Origin of the sequence: Streptomyces mauvecolor (assembly GCF_039532965.1) — a bacterium.
GTDB lineage: Bacteria > Actinomycetota > Actinomycetes > Streptomycetales > Streptomycetaceae > Streptomyces > Streptomyces violascens.
In genome coordinates, this window is the sequence record NZ_BAAASQ010000004.1 from 259875 (window position 1) to 282646 (window position 22772).

18 protein-coding genes are annotated in these 22772 nt (G+C 71.5%); 7 read left to right on the forward strand and 11 right to left on the reverse strand.

What is annotated here, in order from left to right:
• Nucleotide 1 precedes the first annotated feature (1 nt).
• The 4 genes from ABD346_RS04325 to ABD346_RS04340 form a co-directional block, all read right to left on the reverse strand.
• Nucleotides 2–1075, reverse strand: a complete 1074-nt coding sequence (locus tag ABD346_RS04325; protein WP_344371669.1) for an ABC transporter substrate-binding protein — start codon at nt 1073–1075, stop codon at nt 2–4.
• A 239-nt stretch (nt 1076–1314) separates the two neighbouring features.
• Entirely contained in the window at nt 1315–1467 is a 153-nt protein-coding gene (locus tag ABD346_RS04330) for a hypothetical protein (protein ID WP_344371671.1), read from the reverse strand.
• 54 nt (nt 1468–1521) lie between these two features.
• On the reverse strand, nt 1522–2733 hold the full coding sequence (locus ABD346_RS04335) for an ROK family transcriptional regulator (RefSeq protein WP_344371672.1): 1212 nt from the start codon (nt 2731–2733) through the stop codon (nt 1522–1524).
• A gap of 282 nt (nt 2734–3015) precedes the next feature.
• Nucleotides 3016–4149 (reverse strand): diaminopropionate ammonia-lyase, encoded by a 1134-nt coding sequence (locus ABD346_RS04340; protein WP_344371675.1) that lies wholly within the window; start codon nt 4147–4149, stop codon nt 3016–3018.
• Between the two features lie 152 nt (nt 4150–4301).
• On the opposite strand from ABD346_RS04340, the gene ABD346_RS04345 reads away from it, so the two are divergent.
• Nucleotides 4302–5234, forward strand: coding sequence for a LysR substrate-binding domain-containing protein (locus ABD346_RS04345; protein ID WP_344371677.1), 933 nt, complete (start codon nt 4302–4304; stop codon nt 5232–5234).
• 3 nt (nt 5235–5237) lie between these two features.
• On the opposite strand, the gene ABD346_RS04350 is transcribed toward ABD346_RS04345, so the two are convergent.
• Complete coding sequence (locus ABD346_RS04350; protein ID WP_344371680.1) at nt 5238–5891, reverse strand: TetR/AcrR family transcriptional regulator; 654 nt, start codon at nt 5889–5891, stop codon at nt 5238–5240.
• Between the two features lie 233 nt (nt 5892–6124).
• On the opposite strand from ABD346_RS04350, the gene ABD346_RS04355 reads away from it, so the two are divergent.
• From ABD346_RS04355 to ABD346_RS04365, 3 genes are all read left to right on the forward strand, one after another.
• A complete protein-coding gene (locus ABD346_RS04355; protein ID WP_344371682.1) occupies nt 6125–6787 on the forward strand; it encodes an SRPBCC family protein in 663 nt (220 codons plus the stop codon).
• 174 nt (nt 6788–6961) lie between these two features.
• Nucleotides 6962–7795, forward strand: a complete 834-nt coding sequence (locus ABD346_RS04360; protein ID WP_344371685.1) for an FAD binding domain-containing protein — start codon at nt 6962–6964, stop codon at nt 7793–7795.
• Entirely contained in the window at nt 7792–10575 is a 2784-nt protein-coding gene (locus tag ABD346_RS04365; protein WP_344371688.1) for a molybdopterin-dependent oxidoreductase, read from the forward strand. Before ABD346_RS04360 ends, ABD346_RS04365 begins: the two co-directional genes overlap by 4 nt.
• Before the next feature lie 42 nt (nt 10576–10617).
• Here ABD346_RS04365 and ABD346_RS04370 read toward each other — a convergent pair whose 3' ends face one another.
• On the reverse strand, nt 10618–11199 hold the full coding sequence (locus ABD346_RS04370; protein WP_344371690.1) for a molybdopterin-dependent oxidoreductase: 582 nt from the start codon (nt 11197–11199) through the stop codon (nt 10618–10620).
• A gap of 455 nt (nt 11200–11654) precedes the next feature.
• On the opposite strand from ABD346_RS04370, the gene ABD346_RS04375 reads away from it, so the two are divergent.
• From ABD346_RS04375 to ABD346_RS04385, 3 genes are all read left to right on the forward strand, one after another.
• Nucleotides 11655–12803, forward strand: a complete 1149-nt coding sequence (locus tag ABD346_RS04375; protein ID WP_344371693.1) for a methyltransferase domain-containing protein — start codon at nt 11655–11657, stop codon at nt 12801–12803.
• A 208-nt stretch (nt 12804–13011) separates the two neighbouring features.
• Nucleotides 13012–13683 carry a pyridoxine/pyridoxamine 5'-phosphate oxidase gene (locus ABD346_RS04380; protein ID WP_344371695.1) on the forward strand — a complete coding sequence of 224 codons (672 nt, stop codon included), beginning with the start codon at nt 13012–13014 and terminating at the stop codon, nt 13681–13683.
• 127 nt (nt 13684–13810) lie between these two features.
• The gene (locus tag ABD346_RS04385; RefSeq protein WP_344371697.1) at nt 13811–14587 is read left to right on the forward strand and encodes a class I SAM-dependent methyltransferase; all 777 of its coding nucleotides are present in this window, start codon (nt 13811–13813) and stop codon (nt 14585–14587) included.
• A gap of 81 nt (nt 14588–14668) precedes the next feature.
• Here ABD346_RS04385 and ABD346_RS04390 read toward each other — a convergent pair whose 3' ends face one another.
• From ABD346_RS04390 to ABD346_RS04410, 5 genes are all read right to left on the reverse strand, one after another.
• Complete coding sequence (locus ABD346_RS04390; RefSeq protein WP_344371698.1) at nt 14669–15331, reverse strand: DUF5825 family protein; 663 nt, start codon at nt 15329–15331, stop codon at nt 14669–14671.
• Nucleotides 15332–15417: 86 nt separating this feature from the next.
• Nucleotides 15418–17355 carry a RiPP maturation radical SAM C-methyltransferase gene (locus ABD346_RS04395; protein WP_344371700.1) on the reverse strand — a complete coding sequence of 646 codons (1938 nt, stop codon included), beginning with the start codon at nt 17353–17355 and terminating at the stop codon, nt 15418–15420.
• 204 nt (nt 17356–17559) lie between these two features.
• Nucleotides 17560–19371 carry a S9 family peptidase gene (locus ABD346_RS04400; protein ID WP_344372180.1) on the reverse strand — a complete coding sequence of 604 codons (1812 nt, stop codon included), beginning with the start codon at nt 19369–19371 and terminating at the stop codon, nt 17560–17562.
• 62 nt (nt 19372–19433) lie between these two features.
• Complete coding sequence (locus ABD346_RS04405) at nt 19434–20759, reverse strand: MFS transporter (protein WP_344371703.1); 1326 nt, start codon at nt 20757–20759, stop codon at nt 19434–19436.
• A 693-nt stretch (nt 20760–21452) separates the two neighbouring features.
• The gene (locus ABD346_RS04410; RefSeq protein ID WP_344371705.1) at nt 21453–22604 is read right to left on the reverse strand and encodes a hypothetical protein; all 1152 of its coding nucleotides are present in this window, start codon (nt 22602–22604) and stop codon (nt 21453–21455) included.
• Between the last annotated feature and the right edge of the window lie 168 nt (nt 22605–22772).

Sequence of the window (22772 nt, forward strand, 5' to 3'; positions counted from 1 at the left end):
GTCACCTCTGGTACTCGGCCGGGACGGCCTGGGCGGCGAGGTGCTCGAAGCGTCGGTCGAAGAGCGAGTCGACCTTGAACCTCTTCACGAAGCCGCCTTCGGCGAGCAGGTCGGCGGTCTCCTGCTCCCACTTCACCGCCTCGTCCCAACTGGGCGGAAAGAGCGGCTTGTTGGCGACCTTGGTGATCGACTGGGCTTGCGCGACGCTGAGGTTCTGGGTCTTGACATAGAACTCCTCGTTCCAGGCGTCCGGGTGCTCGTACGCCCACACCTGGCCCTTGGCCCAGCGGGGGATGTACGCGGCGACCGCGGCGGCTTTCGCGGGGTCGGCGAGGACGGACGCGGGCGCCCACAGCAGGTTGAGGAGGTCCACGACGTCGGTCGGGATGGTGTGCGCGCCCTTGGGGCCGTACTGCTTGAGGTAGGCCGGGGCCTGGCTGTTGGCGAGCGGGGCCATGTCGACCTGGCCGGCCTGGAGCGCGGTGAAGAACTGATTGCTCGTCAGCGGCACGAGATGGACGTCGTCATCCTTCAACCCGGCCTGCTTCAGGGCCCGTAGCAGGACGACGCCCTGCGCCTGCCCCTGCGAGAAGGCGAGCTTCCTGCCCTTGAACCCTTGGACGTCCTTGATGTCACTGCCGGGCTTGGTGGCGAAGACGTAACTCGGTTTGCGCGTGATGTCGATCGCGACGATCTTGGCGTCGTACCCCTGGAAGTGCGCCTGGATCGGCGGGATGCCGGCGTTGTTGGCGAGGTCCAGGGACTTGGCGCGGAACGCGTTGATGACATCGGGGCCCGCGCCGGTGTTCACCCAGTCCGACACGGTGAAGGGCAGGTCGGTCAGGCCGGCCAGCTTGAACTGGAGCTGCTGGACTCCCTGGTACGAGGCGATCTTCAGGCTCGTGCCGGAGGGCACGGAGGTGGCCAGCGGGGCGGACGCGGACCCCTTGACCTTGGAGTCGGCCGCGCTGGCACCCGCACAGCCGGTGAGGCCGGCCGCTGCGGCGACGCCGAGCAGGGAGGACAGGAACAGCCGCCGGTCGACGCCGGGCACGACAGGGGACGCTGGTGGCATGGAGGGACTCCGTGAAGTCAGGGGGGAACTCAAGAGGGTGGAATTCATGCGCCATTTCCGGAATCCGGGCACGGAGACGTGCCGGAAAGGGGGAAGTACGCGCAGAAAATCGGCGCACACCAAAAGCCCACGCCGGAGTCATGACGGGTGCAGGGCAGTGAGCGCATCAATACGTCAACATGCCCGCAACAATGCGTCACTCAGGCGACGCATCAATCCGTCAAGAACACTGCGTCACATCAGCAACAAAGGGTGCGACCGATCCGCATCAGATCGATGAAACGGCACTTGGTCAGCGGAACCTGCCGCGAGGGTGCCTGCGCGACACCGGTGATCCCGTCGCGGACCTGCCGCGACCGGATCACCGGGGAGAATTCCTGCGCGCTGCTCATGCCCAGAATGTTCGCGGCCCGGCGGAGTCCCTGTCAACATTCGGAGTTTCTGAATTAATTCGGCCCGGCATGCACGCCCGATACAGCCGACGCGCTCAGCGGATCGCGGTAGAGCACGTCGAGAGCAACGGAACCGCCCGCCACGGCGAGGACGGAGTCGTGGAAACTGCTCGGCACGACCAGCGCGGCGCGCTCCTCCCCCACCGCCTCGCGCACCGCGTCCAGGCAGTCGTCCCGGTACATCACTCCCGCCTCGGTGATGACGACCGTCTCCGGGTTGAGCACGTCGAGCAGTAGCCGGGCCGCCCGCCCGACCATCCCGGCCCGCTCCACGAGGAGCCGTACCGCGACCGGACTCCCCTCGGCCGCTGCGCGCACCACGTGCATCGGGTTCGCCGTGCCGATGACGCCCCGCTCTCGCGCCCGGCGGCACAACGTCCGTTCACTCAGCTCGACTTGGAGGCATCCGGTCCGGCCGCAGTCGCACGGCTCCGTGCCGCCCTCCAGCGGCAGATGGGCGATCGCCCCGGCCTGCGAGCGGGGGCCGTGGTGCACCTGGTCGTGGGTGGCGAACGCGGCGTCCACCACATTGCCGACGAAGAGGTGCAGTACGCTCCGGCTCCCCCGCGCCCGCCCGAACAGCCGCTCCCCGTTGACCAACGCCCTTGCGTGTCCGTCCACTTGGACCGGCAGGCCGGTGTGCGCGCCGATCACCTCGCGGACGGCCACGTCGCGCCAGCCGAGCAGCCCGTGCTCGACGACGGCCCCGGCGTCACGGTCCACCCAGCCCCCGGCGGCCACGCCGATACCCAGCGGGGTCCGCTCGTCGGCCTCCGCGAGGAGCGCGCCGAGCCCGTCGGCGGCGTTGGCGAGAACCCGGCCCGGCTCGGTGCCTTCGCCATGGCCGAGGCGTCGCTCGGCGACCACCCGCCCGCGCAGGTCGAGCAGCGCGACGGTGGTGTACGGCACGGCCACGTGCACCCCCCCGACCACGAAGCGGGAGGCGTCCAGATCTACGGGTATGTGCGGGCGCCCGGCCCCCTTCGACTGCCGGGGCACGGCGGCCTCCCGGATCAGGCCGAGCGCGCCCAACTGGGCGCAGTGGTCGGTCACCGAAGCCGGGGAGAGTCCGGTCAGCCGGGCGATGGTGCTCCGGGCGACCGGACCGTGCTCAAGGACGGACCGCAGGACGACGCTGGCGCTCGTCCTGCGCCGCGCGCTGTCCGCGGCCCGCCGTGCCGCTGCGGGTGCCGTTGCGATGGCCATGGGTTCTTCCTCGGGAGCTGGTCCGACACTGCGCCGTCTCGTCGTCGGCGGTCCGGACTCGCTCCGGCCGCCTCAGCTCGGGCGACAGGTGGCCGTGCCTTGGCGCCGCAGGTCGACATAGCGACGCGACGCGAAGTTCTCAGCCTGGGCGACCATGGCTCGAAGCTAGCAAACCGGCCGACGGCTGCCCAGATGCCGGCCACGGTACGGACGGCCCCTCGCGCGCTGCTCGGCCGACGGCGGCCGGGAGGCCGAGGACACCGAGCGCGGCCACGAAGTCGGTCAGCACCCCGTTCCTGAGCCGGTGCGGGAGTGCGGGTTGGCGGCCGTGCCCTCGGTGCTGAGCAGGACGACCACGGAGGACGGGCCGAGCCCCAGCGTCGTACGCCGTTCGTCGGCGCCCGCGCCGGTGAGCGCTGCCCGCAGCCCGGCGAGCGCCGCGGCACCGCAGGGCCCCGAGGACACGCCCAGTTCGGCGAGACGGGCGGCCGCTCGTGCCGCGTCGGGGTCGGCGACGGCGATGGCCGCGTCCAGTCCGTCGCGCAGGTAGGGCCAGGCGATGCTGGACGGGGTGCCGCAGTTCAGCCCGGCCATGGTGGTGGCGCCGGTGGTGATGCTGACGGGCGCACCGAGCGAGAGGCTCTCCAGGACGCAGGCCGCGGCCTCCGGCTCCACCGAGAGCAGCGCGGGGCCACGCCCGGAGGGACGGCTGCGGTAGTGGGTGATCACGGCCTGGGCCAGCGACCCGACTCCCACGGGTACGGCGACGAGGCCGGGCCCGGCGGCGACCCCCGCCGCCGTCAACTGCTCGTCGATCTCTGCGCAGAGGGTGGAGTAGCCCTCGACGATCCACCCGGGGATGCGTTCGTAGCCCGGCCAGGCCGTGTCCTGGACCAGGACCGAGTCCGCCGCGGCACTCGCCCCGGCCGCCAGCCGTACCGCCTCGTCGTACGGCCCCGCGACCTGGGTGACCTTGGCGCGTTCGGCGGCGATGGCGGACACCGCTTGGGGATGCACCCCCCGGGGCACGAAGACATGGGCACGCTGCCCGAACAGGCGGGCCATGCGGGCCACCGCGCGGCCGTGGTTGCCGTCGGTGGCGGTCACCAGGGTGACCGTGCCCGCATCGTCGCCGCTCGCGGCCCGCTCGGCGAGGACGCGGTGGACCGCCCAGGACGCACCGAGCGCCTTGAAGGCCGGAAGGCCCAGCCGGCACGACTCATCCTTGACGAACACGCGGCCGACCCCCAACTCCGTTGCGAACAAGGGGAGTTCAACCAACGGAGTGGGAGCGTAGTCGGGCAGCGCGGCATGGAAGTCCCGCACTCGGGAGGGTGCGGGTTCACACCGCCACGCACGGGCGCCGGGCCGCGCGGACCACGGCAGGACACGGAGGGAGGAAGCGTTCTCGGGCACCCGACCAGGATGCGGCGGCCCTCTCCGATCGGTCCAGCGAATCTTTCCGATCTATACTCGTCACAAAACCCGACGTAAACGCCTGCCGTCGGCCACTCGGCGCCATCCGTTCGAGGCGGCCGCTCCGCGGCGGCCCGGAGGGCGGTCCGACGATGTTCGATCTGCACCGGCTGCGCCTGCTGCGCGAGCTCAAGCACCGCGGCACGCTCGCGGCCGTCGCCACGGCCCTGTCCTATGCCCCCTCCTCCGTTTCCCAGCAACTGTCCCAGCTGGAGGCCGAGGTGGGCGTCCCGCTGCTGGAACCCGTCGGGCGGCGAGTACGGCTGACCGAGCAGGCCGAGATCCTCGTCGCCCACACCGAAGCGGTGCTCGAACGCCTGGAGCGCGCGGAGGCGGACATCGCCACCTCCCTGACCGACCTGACCGGCACGCTGCGCATCGCCTCGTTCCAGACGGCCGCCCTGGCTCTGGTCCCGACCGCGCTCAGCCTGCTGCGTGACGCCCACCCGCACCTGCGCGTCCACGTCACGCACATGGAGCCGGAGGGCGCCCTGCCCGCCCTGCAGGCCCGCGACTTCGACCTGGTGCTCGCCGAGGAATATCCCGGCAACCCCAACCCGCGCCCTGCCGAACTCGAAGACGAGGACCTGCTCGACGACCCCCTCCACCTCGCGCTGCCGCAGGCCGAAGTGCAGGGCTCCAAGACCCCGTTGGCGGCGCTGCGCGCCCTCGCCGACCGACCGTGGGTCATGGAACCCGAGGGCACGAGCGCGCGGCACTGGGCCATGACGCTGTGCCGCAACGCCGGCTTCGAGCCGGACGTACGGTTCGAGACCCCCGACCTCCTGCTCCACCTGCGCCTGGTCGAGCAGAAGCACGCCGCGGCGTTCCTGCCGGACCTCGTCTGGAACGGGCGGCGCCCGACCGTCCCCCTGCGTCAGCTCCCGCGCGGCCGGCGCACCCGCCGCATCTTCACGGTCGTACGCCGCGGGAGCAGCCGCCACCCGGCCATCCAGGCCTGCCGGGCCGCTCTCCTCCGCGCGGTGGGCCCACCGACCAACAAGGCGTACCGGCAAGGGAGTTGACGGCTATCGCCGCAACTCGTCCAGTTCGGCGGCGTACAGCCGCCCGGGGTCGAAACCCATACCGGCGAAGTGGCCCGCGGCTTCCAGGGACAGGACGCCGTGCAGTCTCGTCCAGAAGACCAGGGCCCTGTGGAGGGCGACGGGCGGGGCGGGGTGGCCCTCCGCCCATCGCCGGTGCTCCTGGAGGTGTTCGGCGAACGACGTCGCGGGGCCGCCGGAGGGCAGCGCCGTGCACGCGTCGAGCAGCATCCTCATGATCTCGTCGGCGATGACGGTGATGTCGTCGGGCGCGTGGTAGCCGGGGACGGGCGTGCCGTAGACGAGGAAGTAGCGGTTGGGGTCCTCCAGGGCCCAGCCGCGCAGCGCCTGCGCCAGGGTGGTGATGTCTGGGCCGGAGCCGGAGGACTCGGTGGCCGCGCGGAGGGTGTCGGCGAGGCTCCGGTACGCGTCCCGGACGAGCTCGGTGATCAGCTCGTCCCGGCCGGCGAAGTAGCGGTAGAGCGCGGGCCCGCTCAGCCCCATCTGCTTGGCGATCGCGTTGAGGGACAGCGCGGACGCCCCCGCCGTGGCGATCTGCTCCCACGCGTGCTGTTTGATCTCCGCCCGGACCTGGGCGCGATAGCGCTCGCGCGGTGTCTTGGTGCCCGATTCGGCCACTGGCCTGCCACCTCTCCGTACGGCCGCGGCCTGAGCCGCCAGATTGAGTTAGAGGGTATCACGAAGGTTATTGACGGCCGCCGCAGCCAGGTGTTAGAACTTCTAACGAACGGCAAGCCACCTAAATCGCCTCCAGGGGGCGGGTCCTTCCATCCCGCCCGCTCGGCTACTCGCGCTCATCGACGCACGCCGGGGCCACTCACTCACTCACTCACTCACTCAAGGGGAACGCCATGTCAGCCTCAGCCGCACAGTCGTCCGCCGGATCGAACCGCCACGTACGCAGCACCACCCTCCGCGCAGCCCTGGTCGCCATCCCGCTCGCCGTCGCCATCCTCGGCACGACGGCGGCGGCGCCCGCCGGAGCCGGTCCCCGCCCGGGCAAGTCGCTCACCTGCCGCGGAGAGGGCGTCGACCCGGATGCCCGCGTCCGCTACCGGAGCGAGACCTTGATCCACGCGCCGCTGAGCACCGTCTGGAAGCTGCAGACCGACGTGGAGCGCTGGCCTTCCTGGCAGGCCGCGGTCAAGACCTCGGAACGGCTCGACCACGGCCCCTTCCGGAGGGGCTCGGCCTTCCTGTGGACCACCCCGGTGCCGCCCAACCCCTCGACTCCCGCCACCAGCCTGGACATCACCTCGACCGTCCAGCAGATCAAGCACCACTCCTGCATCCGCTGGACCGGCCCCGCGATCGGCGAGGGGCTGCACATCGACGGCGTCCACGTGTGGAACTTCACGAGGGTCGAGGGCGGCGTCCTCGTACGCACCGAGGAAACCCACACCGGCCCCCAGGTCGACGCGAACGTACCCGCCGCGACCAAGATCCTCAGCGACGGCCTCGAGGCCTGGCTGCGTGAATTGAAGACGGCGGCGGAGGCGGGCGGGGCTCGCTGATCCGCGAACCGGTCCGCGCCGCGCCCTCTTCGCCGATTGGCCGGAATACCCCCTGGTTGTTCATCCAGTACACGGCTCACCGCGATGACGTTTTCCGTGTGCTGAACCAGTCGTTTTCGGCCTCTCCCGCGGCTTCACTGGCCTGGATGCAGTGGTCGAAGCACGGGGGAAGACATGGATCTGAACACGGTGGCGGACGTGCGGGACGCGCGGCTTCGTGAGCCCTGGCAGGCCGGTGACGCATGGCTGGGCGGAGGCACCTATCTGTTCTCCGAACCGCAGCCGCACCTGCGGCGCCTGGTGGATCTGAGCCGGATGGGATGGGAACCGCTGACCCACGGAGAGGACGGGTCGCTGGAGATCGCGGCGACGTGCACCATCGCCCAACTGTCGCGATTCGGACGGCAGTTCAAGGATCGCGTGGCCCCTCTGTTCGAACAGTGCTGCCGGGCCTTTCTGGCCTCGTTCAAGATCTGGAACATGGCGACCGTGGGCGGAAACCTCTGCAACGGGCTGCCCGCCGGTCCCATGATCTCGCTGACCGCCGCGCTGGACGGCTCGTGCCTGCTCCAGTCGCAGGCGGGCTCGCTGCGGAGCGTCAAGGTCGTCGATTTCGTCACCGGCGCGGGCCGCAAGGTCCTCGACGAGGGCGAGCTGCTCCGCTCGGTCACCCTGCCCGCGCGCGCCCTGGCCTGCCATACGGCCTTCCGGCAGGCATCGCTGTACGGGCTCGGTCGCTCGGGCGCGCTGGTCATCGGGACGCTCGACCCCGTGGACAGCTCGATGGCGGTGACGATCAGCGCGGCGACCGTGCGGCCGTTCCGCCTCTGGTTCCCGCTGCCTCCTGACCGGGGCGAACTGCGGCGGGCGATCGAGGCGGCCGTCGGCGACGACGACTGGTACGACGACATCCACGGACTGCCCGAGTGGCGGCGGCACATGGGATTCCGCCTCGCCGAGGAAGTCCGCCACGAACTGACTCAGCTCTCCCGGGACGGTGTGCGATGAGCTTCGGCATCGAGGTCAACAACCAGCGCTTCGACACCGAGCCGAGGGCCGGCCAGTGTCTGCGCACCTATCTGCGCGAGCGCGGCTGGTTCGGCGTGAAGAAGGGCTGCGACCAGGGGGACTGCGGCGCCTGCACCGTCCACGTGGACGGTGAGCCGGTGCACAGCTGCCTGTATCCGGCGGTGCGGGCGCAGGGCCGCAGCGTGACGACGGTCGAGGGGCTCGCCTCGCGGGACGGCGAGCTCCACCCCGTGCAACAGAAGTTCCTCGACGCCCAGGGTTTCCAGTGCGGCTTCTGCACCGCCGGATTCCTGATGACGACGGCCGCTCTCGAAGCCGAGCAGGGCACCGAGCACGACGACCACAAGCTGGCCGATCTGCCCCGCGCGTTCAAGGGGAACATCTGCCGCTGCACCGGATACCGGGCCATCGAGGACGCCGTGCGAGGTGTGCGGCACACCGAACGGCCCTGTGCGGGCAAGACGGTTGGCAAGAGTCTCGGCGCGCCGGCGGGCCCGCAGGTCGTGACCGGCACCGCGCGCTACACCTTCGACGTCGAGGTGCCCGGCCTGCTCCACATGAAGCTGCTGCGCTCCCCGCATCCGCACGCCCGGATCGTCTCCATCGACAGCGCCGCCGCCCTGCGCGTGCCCGGCGTGCACGCCGTCCTCACCCACGAGGACGCCCCCGACACCCTGTACTCTTCCGCCCGCCACGAGCACCCCACCGAGGACCCCGCCGACACCCGCGTCCTCGACGACACCGTCCGCTACGTCGGCCAGCGCGTCGCGGCGGTCGTCGCCGACAGCGAGCAGGCCGCCGAGGAGGGCTGCCGCCGGGTGGAGGTGGTCTACGAGGAACTCCCGTACGTCATCGACCCCGAGGAGGCGATGGCTCCCGGCGCGCCGATGGTCCACGAGGGCAAGGGGCCCGAGGTGCGGATCGCCCGCGTGGAAAACAACGTCGCCGGTGAGGTGCACGGCGAGATCGGCTGCGTGGCCGACGGGTTCGCCGACGCCGACGTCATCTGCGAAGAGACCTTCCGCACCCAGCGCGTCCAGCACGCGAGCCTCGAAACCCACGGCTGTGTCGCCTACTTCGAGCCCAAGGAGGACGGCACCGGAGAGCGTCTCACCGTCCGCTCGTCCACCCAGACACCGTTCCTGACGCGCCGCGCGCTGTGCGCCCTGTACAACCTGCCCGAGGACGAGGTCCGGGTCGTCGCGGGCCGGGTGGGCGGCGGCTTCGGCGGCAAGCAGGAGATGCTGACCGAGGACATCGTCACGCTGGCCGCCCTGAAACTGCGCCGCCCGGTGAAACTGGAGTACACCCGGGCCGAGCAGTTCTACGGTGCGACCACCCGCCACCCCTTCACCATCGGCATCAAGGTGGGCGCCCGCGCCGACGGCACCCTGACCGCGATCCAGATGCGCGTCGTGTCCAACACGGGTGCGTACGGCAACCACGGCCCGGCCGTGATGTTCCACAGCGTGGGTGAGTCGTTCGCCGTCTACCGCGCCCCGCACAAGAAGGTGGACGCGTTCTCGGTCTACACGAACGTCGTTCCGGCGGGGGCCTTCCGGGGCTACGGACTCGGCCAGGTCACCTTCGCCGTCGAGTCGGTGATGGACGAGCTGGCCCGCCGGCTCGGCATGGACCCGCTGGTCTTCCGGGAGAAGAACATCATCGGCCCCGGCGAGGCCATGCACAGCCCGATCGGCGAGGAGGAGGACCTGCACATCGCCTCGTACGGTCTCGACCAGTGTCTGGCGGTCGTCCGCAAGGCCATCGCCGAGGACGGGAGCTCCGAGAGGGCGCCCGAGGGCTGGCTGGTCGGCCAGGGCACGGCGATGGCGATGATCGCGACGGGCCCGCCCGGCGGGCACTACGCCGACGCGAGGGTGTCCCTGCTCTCCGACGGGACGTACGACATCGCGGTGGGCACGGCGGAGTTCGGCAACGGCACCACCACCGTCCACAAGCAGATCACCGCGGGCGCCCTGAACACCACGGAGGACCGCCTCACGGTCCGCCAGTCCGACACGGACGTGGTCCGCCACGACACGGGTGCCTTCGGCTCCGCCGGTACGGTCGTGGCCGGCAAGGCGGTCCTGCTGGCCGCGACCTCGCTGGCCGAACGGCTGCAGACCTTCGCCGCCCGGCACACGGGGGTGGCCCGCCACCTGTGCGTGCTCGGGCCCGAGGCCGTCGACTGCGCGGGCCGGGTGGTGACGCTGAAGGAGCTCCACGAGGCGGCCCGGACGACGGGCGCGCAGGAGGAGCTGGCCGCCGACGGCCACTGGGGCGGCTCGCCCCGCTCGGTCGCCTTCAACGCCCAGTGGTTCCGCCTCGCGGTGGACCCCGGCACCGGCGAGATCCGCATTCTGCGCAGCGTCCACGCGGCCGACGCGGGCAAGGTCATGAACCCGATGCAGTGCCGCGGGCAGGTCGAGGGCGGGGTCGCCCAGGCGCTCGGCGCGACGCTCTTCGAGACGGTCCGCGTCGACGACCGCGGCGAGGTCACCACCGCCGCGTTCCGCCGCTACCGCCTCCCCCAGTACGCGGACGTCCCGCGCACCGAGGTCCACTTCATGGAGACCACCGACGCGATCGGCCCGCTCGGCGCCAAGTCGATGAGCGAGAGCCCCTTCAACCCGGTGGGCCCCGCCTTCGCAAACGCCCTGCGCGACGCCACGGGCATCCGGTTCACGGAGATGCCGGTCACCCGGGACCGCGTATGGCTCGCCATGGACCGGCGAGCCAGGGAGTCCGGCAACTAGGCTTCGGGTAAAGGTAGTTGACGAAGAGAACACCCGGCAGCGCTACTCGTCCTCCTGGTACGAGTGGCGCTGCTCCGTCCAGGGGTCGGCGCGGTTGTGATAGCCCCGCTCCTCCCAGAATCCGCGTCGGTCCTGGGTCATGTACTCGATGGCGCGCAGCCACTTGGGGCCCTTGTAGCCGTACAGGTGCGGGACGACGAGGCGGAGGGGGAAGCCGTGTTCGGCGGTGAGGGTCTCGCCGTTGTGGTGGGTGGCCATGAGGGTGCGGTCCGCGGCGAAGTCGTCGAGGCGCAGGTTGGCGCTGTATCCGTACTCGGCCCAGGCCATGACGTGGGTGACCCGAGGGTCCGGCGGCGCCAGCTTCAGGAGGACGGCGGCGGGCACGCCGTAGAACTCGTGGCCGAGGGTCGTGGTGCCCGACGCGCAGTGCAGGTCCGCGGTGATCGTGGCCGCGGGGAGCGCCATGACCTCGCCGAAGGTCCACGAGTACTTCTCACCCGTCGCGGTGGACCCGAAGACCTGGAGGTTCCAGCGGTCGGCGCGGAACCGCGGCACGGGGCCGTAGTGGGACACCGGCCACCCCTTCACCACGCGCTGTCCCGGAGGGACGGGCCCGCTTCCCACCACACACCTCCTTCTTCCTCCGCGCCGACGGGCATCAGAAGCGACGGAATCAACAACAGCAACAGCTAGATCGAAGTGGCATTCTGCCTTGCAGATGCTACCTCTTTCGCACTGTTCACCTCTTGGATGATCGCCCGTACACATACCGGCCACACGGGCCTGCTTCTGTGGGCTGATCCAGTAGCCGCGCTCCTACGCGCCTTGATTCACTTGCGGTACCGGGACGGGGCGGAGGAGTGGCTCTCGCCGCCACGGGGACATACCGGCAGGAGGCCTCGTACGCCGTTCGCGGTTCGGCGCACGGGGCCTCCTAGGAATTCCGGGGCGCCGGCCTGGCCCCATGACACGACATCTCGGCACCGGGGGATGGTCTGGCACTTGCGGAGGGGATGGGCGCATCCTTGCGTAGATACCAGCCACTGTGGCCGGATGGGCTCGAATGTAAGGAGTGGGCGATGGCCGTGGTCGTCGTACAGCAGGCGTCCGCCGGAGTGCCGGCCGCGGTGAGCGCGGCGCTCGGCGCCGCGGGGCTCACCACCCGGCCCGTCCCGCTCGACGCGGGCGGGCTTCCGCCCGTCGACCTCGGCGGCGTCGAGGGTCTGATCATCCTGTCCGCCCCTCACCTCGCCGGCGCCGCAGGCCCGGCCCTGGTGCGGGATGCGCTCGCCGCGCAGGTTCCGGTCCTGGCCCTGGGAAGCGGCACCGAGCTGCTGGCCGAGGTGACCGCCACGGGTTCCGGCTCCACGCGGGCCACGGTGGAGCTGACCCCGGCCGCGAGCTCGGACCCGCTCTTCGCGGGGCCCCTGCCCAGGGACCTGCGCCCGCACCCCGCCCCGCTCTCCCTGCCGCCCGGCGCCGTCGTCCTGGCCACCGCCCAGGGCCACCCGGCCCAGGCATTCCGCCTCGGCAGCAGCACCTGGGGAGTGCGGTTCGCCGCAGGCCATGACGGCAAGGACGACACCTGGACGGAGCAACTCCTGTCCCGTTTCGCCTCGTTGATGGCCGCACGGGCCGAACACACCGCCACTCGTGCCTTCTTCACCCACCGGGCCGAAGCCTGGGAAGAGCGGTTCGCCCACCAGACTCCGGCCTACGAAGCCGCGGCCCTCCGCATGCAACTGAGGCCCGGCGCAACGGCGTTGGATCTCGGATGCGGCACCGGTCGGGCCATGCCCGCACTCCGGGAGCAGGTCGGCGCCCACGGCCGCGTACTCGGCATCGATGTCACACCGGCCATGCTGACGGCCGCCGCCCGGCACGGCCGCACCCGGCACGGGCACCTGCTGGCGGCCGACTGCACCCGGCTCCCCGTGCCCCACCGTTCCGTGCACGGGATCTTCTCGGCGGGGCTTCTCGACCACCTCACCGCCCCGCGCGCCGCCCTCACCGAATTGGCCCGCGTCGCCATGTCCGACTGCGTGCTCCTGCTCTTCCACCCCTCCGGCCGCGCGGAACGGGCGGCCCGGCACGGCCGCCCCCTCGACCCCGCCGACCTCCTCGCGGAGCACAACCTGCGCCCCGCCCTGGAGGCGACCGGCTGGAACCTGGACGAGTACGAGGACGCCCCCGGCCACTTCCTGGCCCACGCCACCCTCACCGAGTAGCCGAGCAGCCGGGGAGCAGGCCCGGGCAGCAGCCGGGCGGCCATGCGGCCGGAGGGAATCAGGACCAGAACCTTGTCGCTACCTCCAACAACCACTGCTCATATACACAGCACTTTGGGCCATTGACCAAGCATGTGCCGAGCAATTGTCGAATTTCAGCCGTAGATGCAGGATGGGCCACCAAGGTGTTCCGCGGAGGAGGCAACAGATGGGCGACGGAGACCAGGGCAGTGCGGTCCGGGGGTGGCTGCGCGGCATCGAGGTGTTCGCGGAGCCTCTCCCCGAGCTGGTCCCCGAGCAGGCACCGGCCGACCCTGTGTGCCTTTTCCTGGACTGGCTGTCCGAAGCGGTGACGGCCGGGCTGCGGGACCCGCACGCGATGACGCTGTCCACGGTCGACGAAGCGGGCGACCCCGACGCACGCGTCTTGATCCTCAAGGGAGTCGACGCCTCCGGCTGGCAGTTCGCCGGGCACGGATTCAGCCCCAAGGGGCGCCAACTGGCCGTTCACCCCAGGGCCGCGCTCACCTTCTACTGGCCCGAGCACGGCAGACAGGTGCGCCTGCGCGGGCCCGTGACGCCGGGGTCCGCGCAGGACAACGCCGCCGATTTCCTCGGCCGGTCGGCCACCGCCCGCGCCGAGTCCCTGCTGTCCCGGCAGAGCCAGTACCTGGCCGACACAGCCGAACGGGACCAGGCCCTGGAGAAGTCCCTGGCCCTGGTCGAGAGCGAGCCGTCGCTCGTCGACTCCGCCTGGACGCTTTACACCCTCGCCCCGACGGAGGCGGAGTTCTGGCAGGCGGCCAGGAGCCGCGTCCACACCCGGCTGCGCTACGAGCGGACCGACACCGGCTGGGAGCGCTTCCAGCTCTGGTCGTAACCGTAGGCGTAGTAAGTACCGCAGGTCCCCACCCGTCTCCCGCTCCCGACCGGCACAACCGATGGGCGCGCGAGATCCCCTCTCCCGTTCCTGCTCATTCCTGCTCACGAAGCGAGGTAGGTACCTCATGACCACACGCACCCAGGACGGCAGCGCCGGCGACGTCGACTACGGCTCGATCGGCGCCGGCTACTCCTCCTACCGCCGTCCGGACGAGCGGATCGCCCGCTTCATCGCCGAGGCCCTGGGCGGCGCCGAGTCGGTTCTCAACGTCGGCGCGGGCGCGGGGTCGTACGAGAACGCGGCCCAGGCCGTGACGGCGGTCGAGCCCTCGGAGTCGATGCGCGCCCAACGGCCGGCCCGGCTCGCCCGCGCCATCGACGCCGTGGCCGAGGAACTCCCCTTCGCCGACGGGGAGTTCGAGGCCGCGATGACGCCGTTCAGCGTGCACCAGTGGTCCGACGTTCGGGCCGGGCTGCGCGAGATGCGGCGCGTGACCCGGGGGCCGGTGGTCATCCTGACCTGCGACCCCGTGCTCGTACGGGACTTCTGGCTGTACCGGTACGCGCCCGAGGTCCTCGACACCGAGGCCCGCCGCTACCCCGCCGTCGGGGAACTGTCGGCCGCACTCGGCGACACCGGCACGGTCCAGACCGTACCGATCCCGCTGGACTGCACCGACGGGTTCAACGAGGCGTACTACGGGCGGCCGGAGTACCTGCTCGACCCGGCCGCCCGCCAGGCCTGCTCCGCCTGGAGCTTCGTCGACGACGGGGTCCGCGAGCGCTTCGACACGGCGTTGCGCCGCGATCTCGAATCCGGTGCGTGGGACGAGGAGTTCGGCCATCTGCGCCGTCAGGCGACGTATGAAGGCTCGCTCGTGATCGTGCGTGCCACGCCGTAAGCACGGCGGGGGGAACAACGAGAGGAACAGTGGACGCCGCCATGGCCCCCGACCGGAGTTGCCCTGCGGGCGGGAGCCGCGTCAGATCGCCATCGCCTCCTGGATCCAGCGGTTCACCCGGTACGGCAGCCACCACGCGAGCTCGCCGACCTCCAGAACCAGGCGCTCCTCCAGGAAGTCGGCGAGGACGGCGCCGGGGACCGATGCGGTCGGGGCTCCGTATGCCAGGGTCTCGATGACCTGCTGGTACTCCGGCTCGTCGGCGGTGAAGCGGCGCAGGTCGCCCCAGCGGCGGTCGCGGATCTGGACGAAGCCCGGGCCCTGCCGCCACAGGCACTTGCAGAGGTAGTGCCCGTCACGCCAACGGCGCAGGTCGCCGGCCGCGTCGGCGGGTCCGTCCAGGCGCTGCGGCGGCTGGAGGTGGCTGAGGGCGCGCCAGGTGGCGGCGGCCGCCGCCGGGTCGAGCCGCAGCTTCCACTCGACGAGGACGGCCCGCGCCGTGAGGTCCCGTACGAGGCTGAGGCGACGTACGGCACGGTCGGCCACCCCCGGGTCGGCGAGGTCGACGGTCTCGGGCAGGCGGACGCGGCGGGCGCCCAAGTCCCACACACGGTCGCTCTCCTCGCCCATGGGGCCGGTCAGTTCGACCTCGCCGAGGTACATCCCGGGCAGGGCGCAGGCCTCGGGGTCGTAGTCACGCCAGGCGGTGACCGTGAGGGCCTCGGTGGCCATGGTGGTGCTCATCGGGGTTGCTCCTCCTGATGCTCAGTCAGACACGCGCGGTTCGGACACTCACGGATGCAGACGCTCATGGATCCGACGCTCACCGATCAGACACTCACGGGCTCGGGCCGGGCGGGCTGTTCGGCCGCGTCGAGCGCGGCCTGCGCGTGGCGCATGAAGTCCAGGCGCAGCAGGTCCTCGTTGACGGCCGAGGGCGCGATGTGGACGTACTGGCCGCCGTCGGTGAAGACCAGCCCCAACTCCAGCCAGGCATCGAGTAGTTGCTGCACCTCGCGCTCCTCGCGTGCTGCGTTCTTGGCGCGGGCCGCGGCCTTGCGGGTCAGCGCGGCGGCCGTGTGCGGCTGGTCGAGGAGGCGGAAGGCGGCCAGTTCGAACGGGTCGGTCAGTTCCATCGCGCGCCAGGCGAAGCTGCGCCGCCTGCTCACCAGGACGATGCGGTCGCCCAGGTCGGTGTGGGTGAGCCGGGCATCCGCGTGGTGCTTCTTCCAGGCGTCGAGCGCGTTGTTGAGCGCGGTGACGGTGGGCTCGGTGATGCCGCGCTGCGGGGCTTCGAAGACGTACGCGAGGTCGTAGAGCTCCGACTCGGGCAGATCGTAGGTGAAACGGTAGTGCTCCTCGGGACGCAGTCCGTCGAAGCCCAGTTCGGGGCGGTTGAAGTACGGGCTGAACCGCTCGATCGCGATCCGTGCGGACAGGTCTACGGGCGGGTCCAGGTGTTCCAGGGCGGGGATCTGCGCGATGACCGGGTCGTAGTCCTCGGCGGTCTCGCCGGGGAAGCCGTGCAGGTAGTTCCAGGCGACGGAGAGACCGGTCTCGGCGCCGTCGCGGAGCATGCGGACGTTCTGGCAGCCGCTGACGCCCTTGTCCATCAGGTCCAGCACCCGGTTGTTGAGGCTCTCGATGCCCGGCTGCACGTAGATGAGTCCTGCTTCGGCGAGTGTACGGAGCTGAGCGCGGCGCATGTTGGCCTTGATCTCGATGTGCATCCGCAGGTCGTAGCCGCTCTCCATGATGCGGGGCAGCACCGTGGTGAGGTAGCCCATGTCGAGGATGTTGTCGACGAGGTACATGTCGAGCACGCGGTGGCGCCGGGCCAGTTCCATGATTTCTTCGAAGAAGGTGTCCGGGCTCTTGGAACGGAACTGCATGAACGAGCCGTTGAGGCCGCAGAAGGTGCAGTGGTGTTTCTCGCCCCACCAGCAGCCCCGGGCTCCCTCGACGACGAGCTTGGGCTCGACCCAGTTGCGGGCCACGGAGGCGGCGAGGCGCTCGAAGTAGCCGCTGTAGTCGGGGGCCAGGATGGTGGCCGGTGGCAGCGGGCTCGTGGCCATCGCATTGACGATGCTCTTGCCCTCGGCGTCGCGATGGCACAGTCCCGGCACCCCGGAAAGGGCATCGCCCCGGGCGCCTTCGGCGATCGCGGTCAGCAGTTGCGGGAAGGCGGACTCTCCTTCGCCGCGGATCACGTGGTCCATGAACGGGAAGTTGCGGTGGACCGCCTCGCCCTGTTCGCCGTCGCAGTTGGCGCCGCCCATGACGGTCACGATGTGCGGAGCGAGCCGTTTGACGTGCTTGGCGGCGGCGAGAGCCGCGGTGTTCTGCTGGAAGGTGGAGGTGAAGCCGACGACGTCGGGGGCATGGTTGACAATCCGCTGGGCGATCATCTCCACGAACTCCGGTACCTTGCGGTGCAGTTCCTGCGACATGCGCAGCCGGGACTTCCGCAGTTTTCCCTTCATCGCGGCCGCGAATTCCTCGTCCCGCCAGGCTGGGTCGTCATACAGGGCCGAGGAGAACACCCAGTCGCCGCAGCCCATGAAATAGGAGGAGAGCGCGTAGTACTCGTAGTCGTCGGCCGTGAATTCCGTACGTTCGGTGATCCAGTCGGTGAATTCGAGATTGGCGTGCAGGACCTCGGCGCGGGCTCCGGGCACGCGTTCGTCCACGCTGCGTTTCAGGATTCCCAGGGCCAGCGAAGGAAGGTCGATCGGCGACCAGGGCATGTTGACCAGCAGGACACGCATGTCGGCTCCTCGGGAGGTGCGGAGACGTGAGGGAAATGAGGCCCGGGGGCCGGAATCGAGAGGGTGGTACCGGCCGGCCCGGCGGCTGACCGCCGGCCCGGCCGCAAGGGTCAGTCCTCTTCGCCGTCCTCGGCGTTACGGAACGGAACCTTGATGGTCACGCCGACGCTCGGCTTGCGGTTCTCTTCGTCACCCGCGAGCGGGTCATTGTGGATGATGTCCTTCTGCATGGCCGGAACTCCTCTCTGTGTGGGTGGTGCCTGTGCCTGTTCCGGCGGGCGCTGGGTAACGCACCCGTCCGGAATCCCCGTCCCGGTCGGAGCGGGGCGTCTGGGGGGTGGTGCGGGGCCGTCCGCGCAGTTCGCGGTCGAGGAAGACCACGGCGCGGCGCAGGACGGCGACGTGGTCGTCGGCCTCGTAGCCGTCGTGTCCCGTGTCGAGCCACATCGACTCGTGGCGGACGCCCGCGTGCTGGAGGGCTGCGAGGTAGTCGCGTACCTGGCCGGGCGGGCACTTGGTGTCCCGGGTCGCGGCGGCGACGAGCAGGGGCGCCCGGACGGCGGCCACATAGTGGAGGGGTGAGCTCTGCTCGTACCGTTCGGGCACCTCGTCGGGGGTGCCGCCGAACAACCACGCGTCGAGGGCGCGCAGGGCCTCGGTGGTGGTGCGGTAGGCGGCCGCGCAGTCCGCGACGGGCTTGACGGCGACGCCCGCACGCCACAGCCCGGGGTCCACGCCGAGCGCGAGCAGCACCAGGTAGCCGCCCCACGAGGTGCCCCAGAGTCCGGCCGCGTCGGCGCGGACGACGCCGCGCGTGGTGAGGTCGGCGCGGACCGCGGCCAGGTCCTCGACCTGGGTGAGCCCGACGCCCTGGCCGAACGACCGCCGCCAGCGCGGCCCGTACCCGGTGGAGCCGCGGTAGTTGACGCGTACGACGGCGAAGCCGGAGGCCACCAGCGAGTGCACCACCCCGTCGTAGGCGTCCCGGTCGTGGTCGGCGGGCCCGCCGTGCACGAGGAACACGGCGGGCACCGGGCCCCTGCGTCCCTCGGGCAGGCTGAGCAGCGAGTGCACCGGTCCGTCCGGGCCCGGTGTCCACATGTCCCGGTGTTCTCCGGGTACTTGGCCGGCTATGCCGTGTGTGGGAGGCAGCGGGGCGCCCGCGGTGGAGGCCATGCGGGGCGGCGTCGCCGTGTCCGTCCAGAGGTAGTGCACATCGGATCCGGCACGGGGCGCGGCATCCAGCAGGGTTCCGCGTGGTGTCGGTACGGGTTCGACCGTGCGCTCCCGCAGATGTACGCGGTGCAGGGTGCTGCGGCCGTGCCGGTCCTGGCGGACCAGGAGGGAGCGCCCGTCGGGGTGCCAGCGGGCGGTGATCTCGGTGTCGAAGGCACACCAGGAGTGGGTGACGACTCCAGCCTCCGGGCTCCAACTGCCCAATAAATAGCTGTCGTTGGCCTCGTGGACGAGCAGCAGTTCGGCGCGGTCGGCGACGGGTGCGAAGCCGAGCGACCAGAGCCGGCCGCCCGGCTCGCACCCCGCCAGAACCGCGTGCGTGGTGCCGCCCGAGGCGAGGACGGTCACGGCCCGGGCAGAGCCCGCCGCGCCGCCGAGGGCGAGGAGGCGGCCGTCGGGGGTGATGCCGGACAGGGTGGCGTGGCCGTCGACGCGCGTCACCTCGCGGGCCGTGCCTCCGCGCGGGCCGAGGTACACGGCGGTCGACCGTGCGTTCCCGATCCCCATGGCGACGCATGCGTCGTCGCCGGCGGCGAGGCCGCGGGGCTCGCCTTCGGGCACGCCCATCAGACCCGGCTGATCCGGCCCGCCCTCGAACGGCTGGAACCGCCATCGGCCGGTGCCGTGTTCGTCCTCGTCGAACCACCACACGTTGGCGTCGCGGTCGATCGCGCCGTGCAGCGTGCCGTGCGGGCGGTCGGTGACCTGACGGGTCCGCCGCGTGGCGGCGTCCCAAGTGAACACCTCGCAGCGGCCGTCGGCGTCTGCGGTGAACACCATCCGGGTGGGGTCCGCGGCACACACCTCGGGCAGTGCGGCCCGGTAGACGTGGTAGCGGCCGGTCACGCCGTCACCCCCGTGAGCCTGGACCGTACGACGGTCGTCCGCCACGCCAGCGCCGCGAGGACGGCCGCGCAGACCACGGCGGGCGCGGCCGTCCCGACCCGGGTCACGCACACCCCGGCCAGGACCGGCGCCAGCGCGGCCGACCCGCCCACCGCGCTCGCGAGGACCGCTCCGGTGCGGGCCTGCAGCCCGGGCGGGGTCACCTGAAGGGCGCGGGACTGGAGCACGACGCCGACCAGCGGCATCAGCAGGCAGAACACTCCGAACAGTGCCCCGTACGTCCAGGGCCCGTCGGCGGTGGCGAGCCCGGCCGCGAGCGGGATGAGCAGCCAGGTCACCGTCACCAGGAGTCGCGCGGTCCCGATCCGGCCCGCGATGCGCGGCGCGGCGAGCGAACCGGCGAGCCCCGCGGCCCCGGACAGCGCGAGGACGAGCCCCATCGGCGCGCTGCCGTGGCCACCCTTCTGGAGGGTGAAGACGGCTCCGTAGTAGAGGGCGACGATCACGCCGTTGACGGTGGCGGTCCAGATCAGGACGAGCCGGAGGAGGGGTGAGCTGCGGACCAGGGCGAGCCCGGCCCCGAGCTCGTCGCAGATGCGGCGGGCGGGGTGCGCCTGGGGAGCCGGATCTCCTGCGCCGCCGTCGATCCGGGCCGCCGCCACCTCCGCCTCGCTAAGCGACCGGGTTCCGGGCCCCGCGTCCGCACACCGATCCGGCCGGAGGTCCGAACGCAGCGCCCGTACGCACCCGGCGGCGACGGCATAGGAGACGGCGTCCGCGAGGAAGGGCAGGGCGCGGGCGGCCTGGTAGAGCGCACCGCCCAGCGCCGGTCCCAGGATCAGCGCGCCCTGGTCGCCCGCCGAGAGACCGGCCACCACCCGGGGGCAGTCGGCGGGCGGGGCGATCATGGCCACCGTGCCGGCGGCGGCGGCCTCGTACACGGCGGTGGAGAACCGTTCCACCAGGACCGCGCCGAGCAACAGCGCGAGCGGCGGGCGTCCCGCGGCCACGGCCACCGTCACGCCGGCCATGGCGAGTGCCGAGACCGTCGCGGACCAGAACATCACGGGCTTGCGCGCGCCCCGGTCGGCGGGGACCGCCGCGAGCGGGGCGAGCAGCAGCCCGGCCGCCGTGGACACCCCCGCGACGAGACCGACCAGGGCCGCCGAGTGGCCGAGCCCGAGAAGCAGCAGCGGCAGGACGACCCCGGAGGCCTGCGTGCCGAGCGCGTCGGAGGCGCCGGCGCACCAGAACAGCCGGACGTCGCGGGATACGGGCCGACGGGCCGCCCGCTCGTCGGCGGCCGTGGTGCCGGGGCTCATCGGGGCCCCGCCGCCGCTGCAGATGCCCCTGGCGCGTCCAGGGACTCCGGTTCACGCACAGGCACCCCACAGTTGGTCAAGTTGCGAAGAATATGTGCAGGAATCGAAACGAGCGGGAGCCTAACCAGGCGTCCGCCGGGGTCACAAGGGTTCCGCCGCGGAGGCCGGAATCGAACTCCGTAAGGGCCGGGCAAAGAAACCGATTGCTTGATCGGGAGCGCGTGCCGCTCCAAGGGCTCGCGCCCGCCCGGGCAAAAGGGAAAGGGGGTAATCCGTCCTCGGAGCCGGGAGGCAGCACCGCATTCCCCTGTCTCGCCTTCGCGGGGGCGAACTTCCCGGCGGATCGGGCCAGTTGACGCGGCCCGTCCGGCATATGCATCTTCCCGCCGGCGAACCGGGGACGGCGTCAGAGCCCCGAACCCCCCGCGCCCGGCGGTCGGTTGACTCCCGCCTCGCGCGCCCGCCGGGCACCCTCACGCACCGCCCGACGCCAACCCGGCGGAACGGTTCCGTCCGGCGCCGTCATTGGCCGGAAACGTGCGGGGCGGAGCGGGTGGGTGGCGCCCACCGAAGGGCCGGACGCCGATCACCGCACGGACGCGACACATGCCCGCCGCGCCCTCAACCATCGTGCGGACCAAAGGAGTTGAGGTTGACAACAGCAGGCCGACGAAAGGACCGCACCGAAGCTCGCTACTTGTTCGGCCCCCGGAAGCGGCCGAACGCCTTCGTGATGGCGCCGAGCGGCGAGGCGTCCGCCTTGACCGGCCTCGGCCCGGGCAGCCGGGGCACGCCGTCGCCGCCGGTGGCCTCGGCGAGCGCGGCGTGCGCCGTCTCGGCGGCCTCCCGGTACAGGTCGCGGGAGTTGGTCATGACGTCGAGCGCCTCGGCGTACTTGGCGACCATGGCCTGGGCGTGGACCAGTTCCTCGTCCGGGGTGAGCAGGTGCCAGCCGAGGCGCAGCCGCCTGAGGGCGGGCTCCGCGTCGGCCGGCAGGGGCTGCGGCAGGGCGGCGAACTCCCTGATCCTGTCGAGGAGTTCAGTCGGCTCCGAGCCGTCGAGGAACACGGTGCGTACGGTGTAGCGATCGGCGTCGTACCAGGGGCTCGGGGGCGCGGTGGGCAGGACGACGGCGCCGCCGCGCGGCATGCGCACGCTCAGCTCCCGCTTCATCGCGAAGTCGGCGATCTGCGCCTGCTCGGGCGTGCCCCGGTGCTCGACCACCCGGTGCCGCAGGCTCGGCGGCAGGAACGTCGAGACCGGCCGCTGGCCCATCGCGTCCGGCGTCATGGCCTCGTGCACCACGACGTGGATGAACCAGCTCTGCCGGGTGCAGTCCCGCAGCAGGTGGCGCAGTTCGTCGTCGTCCTTCGGCAGGTGGTTCGTGCTCCGCAGCCGCAGGCCCGGCAGGGTGTCGTGGTCCCAGGCGATCTGGTCGCTGTCCGGCCAGAACATGGTGGCGGGCGAGGGCCAGCTCACGTCCCACGCCCGTTCCGCCTCGGCGGCGAGGATCCAGGTGACGCCCTCGTCTCCCTTGCGGCGGCCCTCGGGTTCGTACGTGACCAGCTGGGCACGCACGGTGACATCGCCGGCCACGCGCCAGCGGGCCTCGAAGAGCCGGCGGGCCGAGGGACCGGGGTCGGCGGCCTCGTCCCGCGGGTACAGGGGGGTGGAGCGGGCCGCCTCGACGGGGTCGAGGTCCAGGAAGTCGTCGAGCACGCCGGCCGCCTTGAGGGCGATCAGGTTGCGCCGGACGTCCCGCTCGGGCTCGGGCCCGAGATGGCGCCCGCGCCCCAGCCACGCGGTGTCGGGGACGGTGGTCGAGGAGGTGCTGTTCTTGGCCATGGAGTCGTTCTGTAGGCGATCGGGGCTCGACCAGTATGCTCTGTGGCCCACCGGATGTAATCGGCACCAGGTCCACGACTTCGCCGCGATGTACGGGCATACGTAGAGGTAGAGGTCGAATGGGACGCCGGGCGCCTCCGGCGCGGGGACCACCCCGGTGGGTACCGG